Source organism: Marisediminitalea lipolytica (assembly GCF_001758465.1).
GTDB lineage: Bacteria > Pseudomonadota > Gammaproteobacteria > Enterobacterales > Alteromonadaceae > Alteromonas > Alteromonas lipolytica.
Map to the genome: position 1 here is coordinate 725,795 of NZ_MJIC01000010.1, position 14,803 is coordinate 740,597.

The window sequence follows — 14,803 nt, forward strand, 5'->3', positions numbered from 1 at the left end:
GAAAATGCCGGCGCGCTGTTTCACCGGCACTTAACTATCAACTACAGATTTGCTGTAAATGCGCTAAACCAAATTTAGCATCCTCAAATGGCGCCGCAGTCACATCTACTTCAACATAACGGTTTTGGATATTCTGCTTGTCCAGATAAGCAACAATGCTGGCAAAATCGAGGTCGCCCTGGCCCGGCGCTTTTACTTGCAGAGCTTCAGGCATTAGCTCATCGGTGTCCTGAGAATTTACCTTAATACTGTAGTCGCGGTCTTTCATATGGCAGCCTATCACGCGTTTACCATATTGTTTCAATACAGCGAGGGGATCGGCATCGGCGACAGCGACCCAGCCTAAATCCAGTTCCAGCTTGACATAATCAGGATCGGTATTTTCCATAATCAAATCCAGAATGGTGTTACCTTCTACCGTAGCAAACTCCATATGATGATTGTGATAAGCAAAACCATGGCCTGCATCATGAAATTTTTTGCCGCGTAAATTTATTCGCTCGGCCATGCGCATGATTTCATCTTGGCTTTGAGGAATGGAGATAGTCACACCCGTGTCAGTAACAGACAGTAATTCCCGGGCCAGTGGTTCGATAAAGTAATCGATATTCAGTTTACCGGCCAATGCATCAGTGTAGTGGGGATCATTCAATTCGCCGCTCACATGGGCGGTGGGGGTTTTTAAGTTTACCGCTTTTAAAGCTGCCGCCATTTGCTCCAATGACAACCCAAAAAAGGGGGCTTCAGGGATTCCTGGAAAGCCGCCGAGACCAAATGGCTCCACTGAGTTAAAGCCCATCGCCGCAATTTGTGCCAGTGTTTCCTGCGGGGCTTTGGCAAAGCTTTCCCTGAACATATACAACTGCACGCCATATTGCCCTGCGCCTGAGCAAGCTGCGGGTTTACGGCTGGCACAGGACCACAGTACAGGTGTGCCAGCCAGCAGGGCAAACGCGCTGGCTGATGTTAAAAACTGACGTCGGTTAATGGCCATTTACTACTCTGATCTACTTGTGTAAAACGCCGACCATACCACAAGAATAATGTTGCGAAAATGTAAATGTTAGGCGGGTTAACAAAAGGGCGGGAAATTACACGCCAACACCATAAGCAGGCGTGTAACTACAGGTGGATTACCATTTTTTCTTAGGCGCAAACAGTTCGTCGAGTTCGTCCCGTTCTTCCTCCCGGCGCTTAGCCCGGTCTTCAGCGTTGGCGTTTTTCAGGTTTTCCTGAATTTCTCTTAACTGTTGTTTTAACCAATCCAGTCGGGTTTGGATAAATTCATCGGGTTGAGTCTGAGCCTCGAGCGCCGTGATGGCTTTTTCAAAATACTGGCGCGCCGACCCTAACATGCTGGTTTGCTGCGCAGCGCGGCCCCGGCGGATCAGTGTCTCTACATTCACTTTTAACTGCAGACGTTCAAGTAATTTGTCCTGTTCTAAATAACTGCTGCCATCCACTTTGCCTTTACTGCGTTCTGAACGCAGCATAATGCGCAGCTTTTTTACCGCCTGAATATACTGAATAATCATTTTATCGGTTTCAGGCAGAGAAAACTGGTTGTTATTGTCGGGCTCAATATCAATGGATTTTATACGCGCGTTCATGTCTTCCAGGTTTTGTTTTATATCGGCGGTTGGATTGAGTTCGGCCGTCACCTGTAACGCCCGCTGAATTCGCTTGAGCAGTATTTTTATCAGGCCCTGGGAGAGTGGCATTTGTGAAGTCGCCATCAGGACATTTTCTGTTTCGTCAATGATGGTACGCTGTTTGGCTACTTCAGCCCGTCTTTCAGCATCCATTTTGGCTTTGTACTGTTGATAGGCGTTAACCACAATGGCTAATACTACCAGCACAACAATCAGTACAATGATGATTATAAATGTCATTCAGTGCTTCCCGTCATTCTTTTACTACTGTCGTTATCGTTTTATCGGCTAAAGTTCATGGGATTTTAACTTCAAACACGCCGCCGCCCAGCGCGCCGCCATTTGAGAGGCTGATAAATCCTTTTTTGTCATTCTGGGTATGAGCCCGGGCAATCAGATGCGCAAAATACAAACCCAATCCGGTGCGGCCCTGTGTCACGTTAAAATCGGATGGTTTCGTATCAACATTAACCAGCATGTGTTCTGGGTAACCAGCCCCATCGTCTTCGATTTTAACCACTAAAAGACCGTCTTGCTGATACGCGTTTATAATAATGTCTGATTTACCATATCGTAAGGCATTGATCAAAACATCATTAATTAACAAGTACATGAGGTCGGCATCGAGATACCAGGCCAGTTCCTCGTGACACTGATTATTAATGGCGATATTTTTTTGTGCAGCGTACATCTGATTGGATGCCACGATGTCTTCGAGCAGCTCGTCAATAAAGCACTGGTCTATCATCACCGGTAAATTATCGCGCTTGGCACGGTATAGCGAGAGTATTTGCACCAGCCCGGTATTCATACGGTTTGCTTCGTAGTGAAGGTCGACAATCTGATTACGGGTTTCGGTTAATTCTGGTGGCAGTGAAGCCACTATCTGTTCTACAGACTGCACTAATAAATTCAGTGAATTTTTCATGTCGTGCACGGCGGCAGCCAGCACGGTCGAAAAATCAAACTGCGCATCGTCAGAAAGTGCGATGTTAGAACTGTCTTCAGAACGAGTCGTCATTACTATAACTTCCAATTGTGATCAGACTTGCTTATGCTAGTATCCAACATAATAATAACTAATTCCTCTACTTTTGCATAAGCATGCGATTTAGTCTGCCTCTGTTAGCGTGATTTGGCGCGGCTGTATTGAATGAGTGTGCCCTGGCGGTTGTCAGGTTAACGCGTGGATATACAATGAAATTACAACAATTAAGATACATTGTCGAAGTACAGAACAATAACTTAAACGTATCGGCCACCGCTGAAAGCTTATACACCTCACAGCCGGGGATCAGTAAACAGGTTCGAATGCTCGAAGACGAACTTGGCGTGCAGATTTTTGGCCGCAGCGGCAAACATTTAACCCATGTGACCCCGGCCGGTAACGAAGTGATTAATATCGCGCGCGAAATTCTTAATAAAGTCGAAAGTATTAAAGCTGTCGCCCGCGAGCACAACCTGCCGGATCAGGGCAAACTGAACATTGCCACCACCCATACCCAGGCCCGGTACGCACTGCCGGATGTGATTAAAGGGTTTATGAACAAATATCCAAAGGTGTCTTTGCATATGCACCAGGGTACACCGTCGCAAATTAGCGATTTAGCGGCCAAGGGCGAGGCGGATTTTGCGATTGCCACTGAGTCGTTACATTTATACAACGATCTGGTGATGCTGCCGTGTTATCACTGGAATCGCAGCGTAATCGTCAATAAAGATCATCCGCTGGCTAAGAAAACCTCTATCACCATAGAAGATGTCGCTCAGTACCCACTGGTCACCTATGTATTTGGTTTTACCGGGCGCTCAGAGCTTGACCATGCGTTTGAAAAGGCCGGTCTTACGCCTAAAATTGTTTTTACCGCCACCGATGCGGATGTCATTAAAACCTATGTCCGGCTGGGCGTCGGCATTGGCGTAATTGCGTCTATGGCGGTGAGTGATGAACTGGATTCCGATTTAGTGAAAATCGATGCCAGTCACATGTTTGAATACAGCACCACCAAAATTGGTTTCCGCAAAGGCTCGTTCTTGCGTAGCTATATGTTTGATTTTATCGAGCGTTTTGCGCCGCATCTGACCAAGGATAAGGTCGAAAAAGCCATGATGCTGAAAAACAACGATGAAGTAGAGCGCATGTTTAAAGGGCATACGCTACCGGTTAAATAGCGCAGCCCGCAAATTCAGCTCAGCACTCAATAATATTTACTGCGAGACCGCCTCTGGCGGTTTCTTTGTATTTGGTTTTCATGTCGGCACCAGTCTCTCGCATGGTTTTAATAACTTTATCCAGCGAGACTTTCTGCTCACCGGTGCCGCGTAACGCCAGACGCGAAGCATTAATGGCTTTTACCGCCCCCATGGCATTACGTTCGATGCACGGCACCTGTACCAAACCGCCAACCGGGTCACAGGTGAGCCCTAGGTTATGTTCCATGCCAATCTCTGCCGCGCACTCTACGGCGTTAATGCTGCCGCCCAGAATTTCAGTTAGCGCGCCGGCGGCCATGGAACAGGCTACGCCAACTTCGCCCTGACAACCCACTTCAGCGCCAGAAATCGATGCATTCTCCTTATATAAAATACCAATAGCACCGGCGGTAAGTAAAAACCGGCTGGCCATATCCTGATCAACCGGTCGGACAAATTTATCCACGTATTTGAGCACCGCCGGAATAATCCCTGCTGCGCCATTCGTTGGCGCTGTAACCACCCGGCCACCGCCTGCGTTTTCTTCGTTTACCGCCAGAGCAAACAAATTAACCCAGTCAAGTGGTTGCATGGGGTCACCGCTGTACTCGGTCATCAGGCGATGGTGCAGGGCGGGCGCCCGACGCCTTACCTTAAGGCCGCCTGGCAGAATACCTTCACTTTCAATGCCCCGCGCTATACAGGCATCCATTACCTTCCACAGGTCATAAAGGTGTGCTTTGATATCTTTTGCGGGATGCAGTGCCTGTTCGTTTTTCAGCATCAGGCCGGAGATACTCAGCCCTTGCGCTTTACACAAATCTAAAAGTTTTTCGGCAATACGAAAGCTAAAAGGTACATTATCACTGATGGCTTTGGCTTCCTGTTTAACTTTATCCCACTGGTCATCGCGCACAATAAAGCCACCGCCAATAGAGTAGTAGGTTTGTTGTAGTAGCAGGTTGTCGTTAGCAAAAGCGTGTAAAGTCATGGCGTTGGCATGTCGTGCCAGGGTTTTGCGCCGATGAAAAACAATGGCTTTGGTGCGGGGAAATCTGACTGGCTGTTGGCCCCCCAGTAACAGGGTTTCGCTGGCTTCGATATCAGCCAGCCAGCTATCTATGTTATCCACATCGATGGTGTCAGGGCGTTGCCCCAGCAAACCCAGAATCACCGCTTTGCCACTACCGTGACCCACACCGGTTTGCCCCAGCGAGCCAAACAATTCAGCGGTGACATGGGTGACTTTATCGAGCATGTTCCGGGTCTTAAGCTCGTCAGCAAATTCGGCGGCGGCACGCATCGGGCCTACCGTATGGGAGCTGGACGGGCCAATACCAATGCTGAACATATCAAATACACTAATCATCAGAAGGGTAACCATTATTATTATTGACCCGTTATGGTGCCTGACCGTTTGGGTGCAAACAAACTAGTTAACCTAATGTTAACATGAGAAAATCTATTGAGATGGAGCAGGCGGATACTATGGCGTTACGGGGTGTCAGTAAAAATTGACGCAAGATTACGCAAAATGGCTGCGGTAGCGCCCCAAATCATGCGGTTATGCCAGGGAATAAAGTGAACCGGATTTACCAGCGTGCCGCGATGAAAATGCTCCGTTACGTAATTATTAGTATCCAGTAAAAATGCCAGCGGGACTTCAAAGGCGTCGCTGACTTCATTGGTGTCGTATTGCAGGGTAAAGTCTGGATCGACAATGGCGACCACTGCAGTAATACAAAAGCCGGTAATGGTTCGATGCTCTGGCAGAAGACCGATGACGTTGCAGTTTTGCCGGGGTAAATTAATTTCTTCCCAGGCCTCCCGCAACGCGGTATCAATGAGATCCTTGTCTTGTTCTTCCTGTTTACCGCCGGGAAAACTAATCTGACCGGGGTGGTGGGCCAGGTGTAATGCCCGTTGCGTTAATAACACGCTTAATCCTTCCGGCCGGTCTATCAATGGTACCAGCACACCGGCAGCGCGTCCGGCATGCTTCAGCGGGTAATCATCGCCTCCAGCGAGCGGTGGCGACGAATGAAAGCGCTGAAGAAAGGCGGTTTTATTCACGTACTGACCCCAGTACCGGCAGAATTCTGGCCACTTTATCAAAGGTTTCCTGGTATTCTTCTGCGGCATCAGAGTCCAGTACAATACCGCCCCCGGCCCAGCAATAGAGGGCGTTATGCTCACCCAGCAGGGTGCGGATGCAAATGCTTGAGTCCAGATCGTTTTTCAGGCCCAGGTATAAAAAACTACCACAGTAGATACTGCGCCGATTGGGCTCGAGCTCTTCAATAATTTCCATCGCGCGGATTTTTGGGGCTCCGGTGATCGATCCGCCGGGAAAACAACCCGCCAGTAAATCCAGAGGATGGCTGTGCGGGGCCAGCCGACTGGTGATTTTAGTTACCATATGATGTACCGCAGGATAACTTTCCAGCTTGAACAGCTCTGGTACCTGCACACTGCCAGGAACACTGTGTTTACTGATGTCGTTGCGTAATAAATCCACGATCATCAGGTTTTCCGCCCGATCTTTCTCTGCGCTCAGTAAGTTTTCGGCACTGGCTTTGTCCTGCTGAGGATCATCAAATCTTGGCCGGGTGCCCTTAATGGGTTTGGTTTCAATGATGCCATCACGACACTGGATAAAGCGTTCCGGCGATAAACTTAAAATATGGCTGTCATCTACCCGCATATAGGCTGAAAAAGGCACCCGGTTAGTGCGGGTCAGGGTTCGATAAGCTGTCCACAAACTCCCTTCGTAGCGGGTGTTGAAGCGCTGGGCAAAGTTAACCTGGTAACAGTCACCGGCAACCAGATAATTGTGTACCGCAGCCAGTGCGCTGACATATTGATCACGGCTCAAGTTACTTTGCCAGCTCTCTTTTACGGCAAAAGGCAGCGCGGACTGCTGTAACCACTGATTAAAATCCGGCACTGGCACATCATTGCGGTGGCAAAAGTACCAGCGCCCCTCCGTTACATCATGAATAAGTGCCTGAGCGTAAATCCCCAGTGCCATATCAGGACACTGATACTCATTCGGATTCACCGCGGGGAGTGTTTCATAGTCGCGACCGAGGTCGTAACTGCAAATGCCCGCCAGACCGACTACCAGTGGCAGGCGATTAAACAAGGTCTGGTCAACCGCTGAATAGTCGGTACTTTGCTGAAAGGCGGTCAGGTAGCGTCTGGCGGTAGCCAGGGGGCGTTCTTCGGCAGTGGTTATGGTTTCAATGCAGCTACTTTGGTTGTGCACGCTGGTAGTGCCATTTTTACTGCTGATCCTCAGCAGGGGAGCCCACAAGGCAATATCATACCGGCTGTTGCTTTGAGTTGAATTGGAAGAGTCATAGAGCAGGCTCCAGTTATCCTCGGCAACAGACTGAAAAACATCCTGAATGGTGGCATTGGCCGGTAACTCTACCGGTGTGATACACAATGCAGCAGGGGCAAATGAAAAACTCGGTTGTGGCATTAAATTGTTTCTTAAATTTAGTGTTATCACAGTACTGGCAGCAACAGGAGCAATAGTTTTTATTTACTCCACCAAAGTCGCAGATGGTTTTATATGGTGCCAGTTGTCGACATGCGTTAGTATACGGTTTCTTCGTCTAGATGACTATGTGAGCCTAAAAATAAGAGGACGCCATGACCGTAATTCGTCAACAAGACTTTATCGATAGCATCGAAGATGCGCTGCAGTTCATTTCTTACTATCACCCACTCGACTATGTGAAGGCCGTTGAACAAGCCTATCTCAAGGAAGAAAGCCAGGCGGCAAAAGATGCCATGGCACAAATCCTGATTAACTCACGTATGTCAGCAGAGGGTAAACGTCCACTGTGTCAGGATACGGGTATTGTTACCTGTTTCGTGAAAATCGGTATGGGCGTAAGCTGGGATAAAACCGACATGACCGTTCAGCAAATGGTTGATGAAGGTACCCGTCGTGCTTATCTGAATCCGGATAACCCGCTACGTGCGTCAATTGTAGAAGACCCGGCCGGTGCGCGTAAAAACACCAAGGACAATACGCCGGCGGTGGTGCATATCGACACCGTGCCCGGTGATAAGATTGAAGTGATGATCGCAGCGAAGGGCGGCGGCTCAGAGAACAAATCTAAAATGGTAATGTTAAACCCCAGCGACGATATTGTTGAATGGGTGCTGAAAACCTTACCCACCATGGGCGCTGGCTGGTGTCCGCCGGGCATGTTAGGCCTGGGTATTGGCGGTACTGCTGAAAAAGCTGCTGTTTTGGCCAAAGAAAGCCTGATGGATCCGGTGGATATTCAGGAACTGATTGAGCGTGGCCCGCAAACCACCGACGAAAAACTGCGTGTTGAAATTTACGAGCGGGTGAATAAATTAGGTATTGGTGCCCAGGGCCTGGGTGGTTTAACCACCGTGGTTGATGTAAAAATCAAATCCGTACCTACCCACGCAGCGTCTAAGCCAGTAGCGATGATCCCTAACTGTGCCGCTACCCGTCACGCCCACTTCTATTTAGATGGCAGTGGCCCGGCAGAGCTTAAAGCGCCTAAGCTGGAAGAATGGCCGCAGGTGACATGGGAAGTCAGTGAAAATACCCGTCGTGTTAATATGGACGAGGTAACCAAAGAAGATATCAAAGAATGGAAAGTGGGCGAAACCGTACTGCTGTCTGGTAAGATGCTTACTGGCCGTGATGCAGCGCACAAACGCATTCAAACCATGCTGGATAATGGCGAAGGCCTGCCAGAAGGGGTAGATTTTAACGGTAAGTTTATCTACTACGTTGGCCCGGTTGATGCTGTAGGTGACGAAGTAGTAGGCCCGGCAGGCCCGACAACAGCTACTCGTATGGATAAGTTCACCGACATGATGCTGGAAAAAACCGGTATCGCCGGCATGATTGGTAAAGCAGAACGTGGCCCGGCTACGGTTGAGTCTATTGCCAAACATCAGTCAGTGTACCTGATGGCAGTTGGTGGTGCGGCTTACCTGGTTTCTAAAGCTATTAAGAAAGCCCGCGTGGTGGCCTTTGAAGATTTAGGAATGGAAGCTATTTACGAATTTGAAGTAGAAGATATGCCGGTTACCGTTGCCGTAGATTCTACCGGCGCGAATGCTCACCAGACTGGCCCGGCTATCTGGAAAGCCAAAATTGCTGAACTGGACGAAGTACTGTCTAAATAAACAGCATTCAAACACGAAGAAACTAATCTTCACTTAAATTAATGCCAAAAACGGGTAACATGAGTTACCCGTTTTTTTTAAGTGACTTAGGTTGGTAATGGAACACCTGGATATCATTATTCCCAGTGCTACGGCAGTAGTCGCGCTGGCTGTTGGCCTTGCTATTGGCCGTAGCCAGGGCAAAATACAGGCACATAAAGCCGAAGCCGAACAACAGCTGCTGGCCCAGCAATTACAGCAAACGCAACAGTCGCTGGATGCCAGTGAGCAACGTGCCGCACACACCATCAGTGAACTCAAACAACAGTTAACGACTTTTCAGCAGTCACTACAGGAACAGGCAGCTAAAGCGGCTTTGTTGCCTGAAGCTCAGCAGCAGCGTCAACAGTTGCAGTCTGAGCTTAAATCGTTGCAGACAGAATATACTCAGCTAAAAGCTGCCAGTGACGCCCGACAGGCCGCCTTCGATGTGGCGCAGCAAGGACACGAAGAAAAACTGGCCAGTTTACAGCAAGCAGAAAAGCGTCTGCAGGAACAGTTTGAAAACCTCGCCAACCGTATCTTTCAGCAAAAGGCGGAAAGTTTTAGCAACGAAAGTAAGAATCGTCTTGATGCCTTGTTAAATCCCCTTAAAGATCAGATCGAAGGCTTTAAAAAGCAGGTTACTGATCAATACGTGAAGGAAGGGCAGGAGCGCGCATCGCTAAAAACCGAAATTCTTGGTTTAAAAGCATTAAACCAACAAATTACCGAAGACGCGGCGGCTTTAACCCGGGCCTTAAAGGGCGACAACAAACAACAGGGTAACTGGGGTGAAGTAGTACTTGAACGCATTCTGAAGGAGTCTGGTCTGCGCGAAGGACACGAATTTGAAACTCAGGTGTCGGCTCGTAATGAACAGGGCAAGTTACAGCAGCCCGATGTGGTGGTGCATTTGCCTAATGATAAAGATGTGATCATTGACTCAAAAGTAAGCCTGGCATCCTATGAGCGTTATTTTAACAGTGATAACGATGACGAGCGGGCGCGTTATCTGAAAGAGCATGTGAACTCCTTACGCAGCCATATAAAGGGCCTGGGAGCCAAGGATTATCACGAACTTGAAGCCATTCGGTCGCTGGACTATGTGCTTATGTTTATTCCGGTTGAACCGGCGTTTTTGCTGGCAGTAGAAAGCGATCCGGAACTGGTTACGCTGGCGCTGAATAATAACATTATGCTGGTATCACCCACTAATTTGTTAGTGGCATTGCGGACCATCAACAATATATGGCAATACGAATACCAGAATCAGAATGCACAGAAAATTGCCCAGCATGCCGCTAAGCTGTATGACAAGTTTGCTGGCTTTGTGGGCGACATGGAAAAAATTGGTAAGTCTATCGAAAGTACCCAAAAACACTACGATGCCGCGCTGAATAAGCTATCCAGTGGTCGTGGCAACCTGGTCAGACAGGTAGAACAGTTCAGAGCGCTTGGGGTGCAACCGAGTAAGCGACTGGCAGGCGATATTTCCGACGACGACAGCGACGAACAGGATTAAACCGGGAAGCTAAGCTGGCGGGTGGCGGAGACGGCCTGGTTCCTGCCATTAGCCTTTGCCTGATAGAGTGCATCGTCGGCCAGTTTAAGCAGATCATCGGCATTATTTGCCTGGCATACTTCAGCGCAGCCAATACTTATTGTGAGGGGATCGGCGCCCTCCCGCCAGGGGGAGGCAGAAAAGGCCCGGCATATCTTACTGGCAATAATAGCAGCCTCAGGAAGTGACTGGTCTGGCAATAAAACAATAAACTCCTCGCCACCAAACCGGGCAATCAGATCGGACAATCTTACCTGCTGTCGGAGTAATTCGGCAGTGTATTTTATTGCCTCATCACCGGCACTGTGTCCATAGGTATCGTTGATCGCTTTAAAATAGTCTATGTCCAGCATCAGAATACTGAACGATTGCTCATATCGACGGTAAACAGAAAACTGATAGGCCAGTCGCGACTGAAATGCCCGGCGATTCAGTAAGCCGGTAAGCTGATCATGCTCTGCCAGATATTTCATGCGGATAATTAAGCGTGAAATAGTGGTACCAACGGCAGTGGTGTTAATCAGGATTACAAGTACGATCTGCATCCACACTGACAGGGACGAGTTGTAATACAGCGACAATAATTCAGGCTCATTAGCACTGATAAGATGTAACCAGAACACAACTTTGCCGCCTACCATAAGCACTACCAGGCAATCCGCCAGGCTTAAGATGCCCGCAATACGGGCCGAAAACGCACTGTGCAGAGCCCGAAACTTCATGATGAGTGTTTTCATCATAACCAAAGTCACCAGGCACAAACTAATTATCGATACGAAGGTTGCGCTGGCTACGCCGAGCAGATGTAGCAGCACATTTACCACGATAGCCACTAATAACCAGCTAAACCAAATTGGATCCTGTGCAAGTTTAAATAAGTGGCGTAGGGCCAGGTTATAGATCATGAACGAAATCAGTAATATGATATCGGCTATCATCCCCAGAGAAAGTGTGGGATTATCTTCATTACGAAAATCCATCAGCAGGGCGAGGGCGAACAGCAGATTTGCCAGAGCGAAACGCAAACTGCTGCTGTGATAAAGTTGTAAGGGTTTGGCGATAACTAACCAGCCAATGCTGAAGAGTATCGCAATAAGAATGTTAACCTTGGATAGCTCAATGCTGGTTGAAAGGAAAATTTCCATAGGTGTATTTTCAGTTCGGCATAGTTAAAGCTAATGACAAGGCTTGCAGAAATTTAAACAGATCATTGAGCGACGGTCTCCAAAGGAACAGGGAATGAACACACTAGCTACTGTTGTAAAAACCATGCGCCCTCCATTTTTATTATTAGTGGTTAGCTGCCTGACATTAAGTTTTGGCTTTGTTAGTTATTTAAATATAGACGGTTCCTGGCTTTTATTCAGTTTAATCCTGGTTTGTGGATTATGTGCCCACATCGCGGTGAATATGCTGAATGAGTATGTGGATTGCACCAGCAAACTGGATTTTGCCACTAACCGCACGCCTTTTAGTGGCGGTAGCGGCGCGCTGGTTAGTCAGCCTGATGTAGCGCACTGGGTAAAATATATTGGCATTGGTTTTGTGGCGCTTACTATTGCCAGCGGCCTGCTGGTTATGCGCTATGCGCCTCAGGCCTGGCAGTCACTGTTTGCAATGGGCGTGCTAGGTATTGTTATCGTGATCAGCTATACACCCGTACTGAATCGTTTTCCCTGGTTGTGTCTGATTTCACCGGGACTGGGTTTTGGTGTGCTCATGTCTTATGGTAGCTATGTAGCCGTGAGCGGCGAACATAGTCTGACTATGCTGTTACTGGCATTAATTCCAACGTTGTTAACCAATAATTTATTGCTGCTTAATCAATTCCCGGATGCGGCCAGCGATGCCGACCATGGCCGCAATCATGTATTGATTCAGTACGGTTATCTATTTTCAGCCAGGTTGTATCTGGTGCAATGGTTACTGACTATCGCGGTAGTAGTGGCCACGGTGGCGGCATTTAATTTGCCTTTGTATGCATTAGTTTGTTTATTACCGATGGTGCCAGGCTGGAAAATTTACCAGCAGGCGAAGCACTTTAGCCAGCCCGACGAGGCATTTTTAGCCGCCATGGGACAAAACGTTATGATGACCCTGGCAACGCCGCTTTTACTGGGTGTAGCACTATGTGTGGCCGGTTAAACGTTACCGACAGTCCCGGCGTCAGGGCTTTATGTGAACAGTTGGAAATTGACTTCTGGCCAGATGAGGGAATGCGTTTTGCTCGCTTTGTCAGAGCGACAGAACGGGTAACGATCATATTAGAACACCAGGGCCGCCGGTTGGCTCGTAACGCGGTCTGGTGGCTGCTGCTGGAACCTGATCACAGCGCACCGGTCATGCGTTTTAAACCCTCTAGGTATACCTCATTTAATACCCGTTACGATAAGCTCAACGTACCACGAAGTGCGGGTTATCAAGCGTTTCGGCAACATCGCTGTATTATCCCGGTGGCCGGTTTTGGTGAGTCGCAAAAGACCGGGAGTCAAATGTGTTATCACGACATGACGGTAGAACCGGGACAACAACTCGCTATGGGCGGCCTTTACCGTGAATGGCACGGCCATGATAGCCACGGCAACGTTTTCGTAGAAACGTCCTGTTCGGTTGTGACATTACCGCCGCACCCAAAGTTACGACAAATTCATCAAAAATCCACGCCGCTGATGCTTTCGCCAGAGGATAACAGCTTACAGCGTTGGCTGGATGCCGGGATTACCGAACCCGCAGTCTTAGGCGACTTACTGATACCGGTGATCCGCCATGATTTATTGGTACAACCGATCAACAAACCCTCCTTGTACCAGCCTGTTGGTGAGTCCTTTGTTATCCATGCCGATTGAAACCCGGCCAGGGCAGCAGAAATCAACTGCCAAAGCGGTTATAAATTTCAAAAAAAATTAATTATTTTAGTTTCTTAGCTGGTCTTGTTAACCGTTACAATACAATCTGGCCAGATAATCAGTGGGTGAAACCAAGCGTCTCACTGGTCAGGCGGCAAAGGGTTAAGCCTGTTTTTTCAATGGAGTGTTTATGCGGTTTATTTTGTTGGTGTTGATTTTCTCTTTTCCCGTTGCTGCTGTGACGCAGCCTGATTTACAGCAAGAATTGCTTGCTATGACAGAGGCAGACCAGGCCATTCGACAACAAATCACCGAGGCAGGCTGGGATAATCCGCCGGCTGAGCTAATGACGCAAATGGCCGGTATCGACGCACAGAATACCGAGCGGCTAAAACAAATCATCGCGCAATATTCCTGGGTTACGCCGGAACTGGTGGGTAAAAAGGGCGTATCTTCTGCTTTTCTGATAATTCAGCACTCGCCCGATTATGCGTTTCAGGAAGCGATGCTGCCGATACTTAAGCAGGCATTTCTGCAAGGGGAAGGGATCGACGGTCAGGATTTTGCGTTACTGACTGACAGAGTGCTTGTTCATCGTGGAGAGCCGCAGATTTACGGCACGCAATTGAATATTATTGATGACGCTTTGGTGTTTGACCCCATTAAAGAACCGGCCAGTGTAGATGCTCGCCGGGCCGAAGTGGGTTTGCCACCGCTGGAAGAATATATCCGGCTGCTAGAGGACGCCTACGGCCTAAAGGTCAAATAAGGCAACTACAAGGAAGAAAGGATGAGTATTATTATCGTGCTGGCCAGTTCACGCCGAAATGGCAATACGGCAAAGCTGGCAGAGGTGGTGGCAGCGCCATTAAATGCAACCATCATGGATCTTAATGATTTTAATATAAGCTGTTTCGATTATGCGCATGATAACCGGGAGGATGATTTTATCGGCGTGATTGAAAAACTGGTGCAGGCGCGGCGGGTAATATTTGCCACTCCGGTTTACTGGTACGCGATGTCAGCACAGCTTAAGATCTTCTTTGACCGCTTTACCGATTTACTCACTATCAATAAATCCCTCGGACGAAAACTGCGTGGCCTGAATATCGCCGTGATGGCTACGGGTACTGACACTGAATTACCCGCCAGTTTTTCCCTGCAATTTGAACTGATTGCCCGCTACCTGGGATTGGAATTACAACAGCAACTTTACTGTTGTTGTCCGGCAGAGTTTGTTTTGCATGAGCATAAAACCAGTATTGATGATTTTATTCGTACAATTGTGTCACCGACCCATGAACTAGAGTAAAAAAGGGAAGCTTCGGGTTAGCTTCCCT

The 14,803-nt window shown here is 48.3% G+C and carries 14 protein-coding genes; 7 read left to right on the plus strand and 7 right to left on the minus strand.

Annotation, left to right across the window (positions count from 1 at the left end; translation table 11 throughout):
• Positions 1-37: 37 nt before the first annotated feature.
• The 3 genes from BFC17_RS08710 to BFC17_RS08720 all read right to left on the minus strand — a co-directional run bounded on the left by BFC17_RS08710 (position 38) and on the right by BFC17_RS08720 (position 2,673).
• A complete protein-coding gene (locus tag BFC17_RS08710) occupies positions 38-994 on the minus strand; it encodes a sugar phosphate isomerase/epimerase family protein (protein WP_070176046.1) in 957 nt (318 codons plus the stop codon).
• Between the two features lie 139 nt (positions 995-1,133).
• A complete protein-coding gene (locus BFC17_RS08715) occupies positions 1,134-1,892 on the minus strand; it encodes a hypothetical protein (protein ID WP_070176047.1) in 759 nt (252 codons plus the stop codon).
• Between the two features lie 55 nt (positions 1,893-1,947).
• Positions 1,948-2,673 carry a sensor histidine kinase gene (locus BFC17_RS08720; RefSeq protein WP_070176048.1) on the minus strand — a complete coding sequence of 242 codons (726 nt, stop codon included), beginning with the start codon at positions 2,671-2,673 and terminating at the stop codon, positions 1,948-1,950.
• A gap of 176 nt (positions 2,674-2,849) precedes the next feature.
• Between BFC17_RS08720 and cysB the strand changes: the two genes are divergently transcribed.
• The gene (cysB, locus tag BFC17_RS08725) at positions 2,850-3,824 is read left to right on the plus strand and encodes an HTH-type transcriptional regulator CysB (RefSeq protein ID WP_070176049.1); all 975 of its coding nucleotides are present in this window, start codon (positions 2,850-2,852) and stop codon (positions 3,822-3,824) included.
• A 19-nt stretch (positions 3,825-3,843) separates the two neighbouring features.
• Here cysB and BFC17_RS08730 read toward each other — a convergent pair whose 3' ends face one another.
• The 3 genes from BFC17_RS08730 to pabB all read right to left on the minus strand — a co-directional run bounded on the left by BFC17_RS08730 (position 3,844) and on the right by pabB (position 7,332).
• The gene (locus BFC17_RS08730) at positions 3,844-5,214 is read right to left on the minus strand and encodes an L-serine ammonia-lyase (RefSeq protein ID WP_070176292.1); all 1,371 of its coding nucleotides are present in this window, start codon (positions 5,212-5,214) and stop codon (positions 3,844-3,846) included.
• 125 nt (positions 5,215-5,339) lie between these two features.
• The gene (locus tag BFC17_RS08735; RefSeq protein ID WP_070176050.1) at positions 5,340-5,918 is read right to left on the minus strand and encodes a CoA pyrophosphatase; all 579 of its coding nucleotides are present in this window, start codon (positions 5,916-5,918) and stop codon (positions 5,340-5,342) included.
• A complete protein-coding gene (gene pabB, locus BFC17_RS08740) occupies positions 5,911-7,332 on the minus strand; it encodes an aminodeoxychorismate synthase component I (RefSeq protein WP_070176051.1) in 1,422 nt (473 codons plus the stop codon). Before pabB ends, BFC17_RS08735 begins: the two co-directional genes overlap by 8 nt.
• A 173-nt stretch (positions 7,333-7,505) precedes the next feature.
• Between pabB and BFC17_RS08745 the strand changes: the two genes are divergently transcribed.
• Positions 7,506-9,035: a fumarate hydratase gene (locus BFC17_RS08745; protein WP_070176052.1), complete on the plus strand. Its 1,530-nt coding sequence runs from the start codon at positions 7,506-7,508 to the stop codon at positions 9,033-9,035.
• A 97-nt stretch (positions 9,036-9,132) separates the two neighbouring features.
• A complete protein-coding gene (locus BFC17_RS08750) occupies positions 9,133-10,578 on the plus strand; it encodes a DNA recombination protein RmuC (protein WP_070176053.1) in 1,446 nt (481 codons plus the stop codon).
• Here BFC17_RS08750 and BFC17_RS08755 read toward each other — a convergent pair.
• Complete coding sequence (locus BFC17_RS08755) at positions 10,575-11,762, minus strand: GGDEF domain-containing protein (RefSeq protein ID WP_070176054.1); 1,188 nt, start codon at positions 11,760-11,762, stop codon at positions 10,575-10,577. The genes BFC17_RS08750 and BFC17_RS08755 overlap by 4 nt on opposite strands.
• A gap of 94 nt (positions 11,763-11,856) precedes the next feature.
• Here BFC17_RS08755 and BFC17_RS08760 point away from each other — a divergent pair, with 94 nt between their 5' ends.
• The 4 genes from BFC17_RS08760 to BFC17_RS08775 all read left to right on the plus strand — a co-directional run bounded on the left by BFC17_RS08760 (position 11,857) and on the right by BFC17_RS08775 (position 14,775).
• Positions 11,857-12,762, plus strand: coding sequence for a prenyltransferase (locus tag BFC17_RS08760; protein WP_083271650.1), 906 nt, complete (start codon positions 11,857-11,859; stop codon positions 12,760-12,762).
• Positions 12,747-13,463: an SOS response-associated peptidase family protein gene (locus BFC17_RS08765; RefSeq protein ID WP_070176055.1), complete on the plus strand. Its 717-nt coding sequence runs from the start codon at positions 12,747-12,749 to the stop codon at positions 13,461-13,463. Before BFC17_RS08760 ends, BFC17_RS08765 begins: the two co-directional genes overlap by 16 nt.
• 190 nt (positions 13,464-13,653) lie before the next feature.
• Entirely contained in the window at positions 13,654-14,232 is a 579-nt protein-coding gene (locus BFC17_RS08770) for a DUF6624 domain-containing protein (RefSeq protein ID WP_070176056.1), read from the plus strand.
• 21 nt (positions 14,233-14,253) lie between these two features.
• Complete coding sequence (locus BFC17_RS08775; protein ID WP_070176057.1) at positions 14,254-14,775, plus strand: flavodoxin family protein; 522 nt, start codon at positions 14,254-14,256, stop codon at positions 14,773-14,775.
• Positions 14,776-14,803: the final 28 nt, after the last annotated feature.